This is a genomic window from Aliihoeflea sp. (genome assembly GCF_052435475.1).
In the GTDB taxonomy this organism is placed as follows: Bacteria; Pseudomonadota; Alphaproteobacteria; order Rhizobiales; family Rhizobiaceae; genus Aliihoeflea.
Genome location: NZ_JBQVMV010000038.1, coordinates 1 through 1,565 on the forward strand (window position 1 = coordinate 1; position 1,565 = coordinate 1,565).

Consider the following 1,565-nt stretch of genomic DNA (forward strand, 5'->3'; position numbering starts at 1 on the left):
GGGTATCTACAAGGGGCAATGCGCCGAATATTGCGGCGGTCCGCACGCGCTGATGGGGTTCGTGGTGGTGGCCCACACCCCGGCGGACTTTGCGCGGTGGCAGGCTTCGCGGCTCCCGTCGCAAGGCGCCGGCGGCGAGGGGCTTGCGCTTTTTCTGTCGAGCGGATGCGCTGCCTGTCACACGATCCGCGGCACGCCGGCGCGGGGGCTTGCCGGTCCCGATCTGACGCATGTCGGCTCGCGCAAGACGCTGGGCGCGGGCATATTGCCCAATAATCCGGGGACGATGGCGGGCTGGGTCGCCGACAGCCAGGCGATCAAGCCCGCGAACCGTATGCCCGCCTATCACCAGTTCAGCGGCGAGGAACTGCAGGCGCTCACCGCCTATCTGGTCTCGCTCAAATGAGATCGGAAACGGGCTTCGATCCCGCGCTCTATGACCGCTTCCCGACCCGGGACGAGCGACCGAGGGAAGAGGAAGAGGACCTCCGCCGTATCTGGTGCAAGCCCAAGGGCTGGGAATATCTGTTCGCGGTCAACAATAATTATATCGGCATCTATTATCTCGGAACCGCCTTTCTCTTTTTCCTGATGGCGGGGGTGCTCGCGCTGCTCATGCGTGCGCAACTCGCCGCGCCGATGCTCGAGATCCTGCCGCAGGGCACCTATAATCAGGTTTTCACCATGCACGGCACGGTGATGATGTTCCTCTTCGCGGTGCCCGCGGTCGAGGCGGCAGGCGTGCTCCTGCTCCCGCAGATGCTCGCGGCGCGCGATCTGCCGTTCCCGCGGCTGTCCGCCTATGCCTTCTGGGCCTATGCCGTCGGCGGACTTTGTTTTTTCGCTTCGATCTTCGTCGGGCTCGCGCCCGACGGCGGCTGGTTCATGTATCCGCCGCTCACGTCCAAGGCCTATTCGCCGGGAATCAACACCGACTTCTGGCTGCTCGGCATCGGCTTCATCGAGATCAGCGCGATCGCGGGGGCGATCGAGATCATCGTCGGCGTGCTGCGGACGCGCGCGCCCGGCATGCGCCTCGACAGGATGCCGATCTTCGCCTGGGCGATGCTCGTCTTCGCAGTGATGATCGTGATCGCCTTTCCGAGCATCATTCTCGGCACCTTGCTGCTCGAGATCGAGCGCGCGTTCGGCTGGCCCTTCTTCGACGCGACGCGCGGCGGAGACCCCTTGCTCTGGCAGCATCTCTTCTGGTTTTTCGGCCACCCCGAGGACTATATCATCTTCCTGCCCGCCGCCGGGATGATGAGCATGATCGTCGCGACCGTCGCGGGCGAGAGGCTCGTCGGCTACCGGCTCATCGTGCTTGCGATGATCGCGACGGGCTTCATCAGTTTCGGCGTGTGGGCGCATCATATGTTCACCACCGGCATGCCGCCGATGACGACGGGCTTCTTCTCGGCCGCCTCGATGGCGGTCAGCGTGCCGGCGGGCATCCAGGTCTTCTCGTGGATCGCGACGCTCGCGATCGGCAAGCCGAAGTTCAATGCGCCCGGCCTCTTCGTGATGGGCAGCATCGTCATTTTCGTGACGGGGGGTCTGACGGG

Annotated in this window: 2 protein-coding genes; both read left to right on the forward strand. The window is 64.5% G+C overall.

Translation table 11 applies throughout. From position 1 onward, the window contains the following. Nucleotides 1-406: c-type cytochrome (locus ACT6QU_RS19390; protein WP_444837018.1), on the forward strand; the 406-nt coding region annotated here is incomplete at its 5' end. Next, the coding region (locus tag ACT6QU_RS19395) for a cbb3-type cytochrome c oxidase subunit I (RefSeq protein WP_444837019.1) at nt 403-1,565 on the forward strand (1,163 nt) is incomplete at its 3' end. The genes ACT6QU_RS19390 and ACT6QU_RS19395, both read left to right, overlap by 4 nt.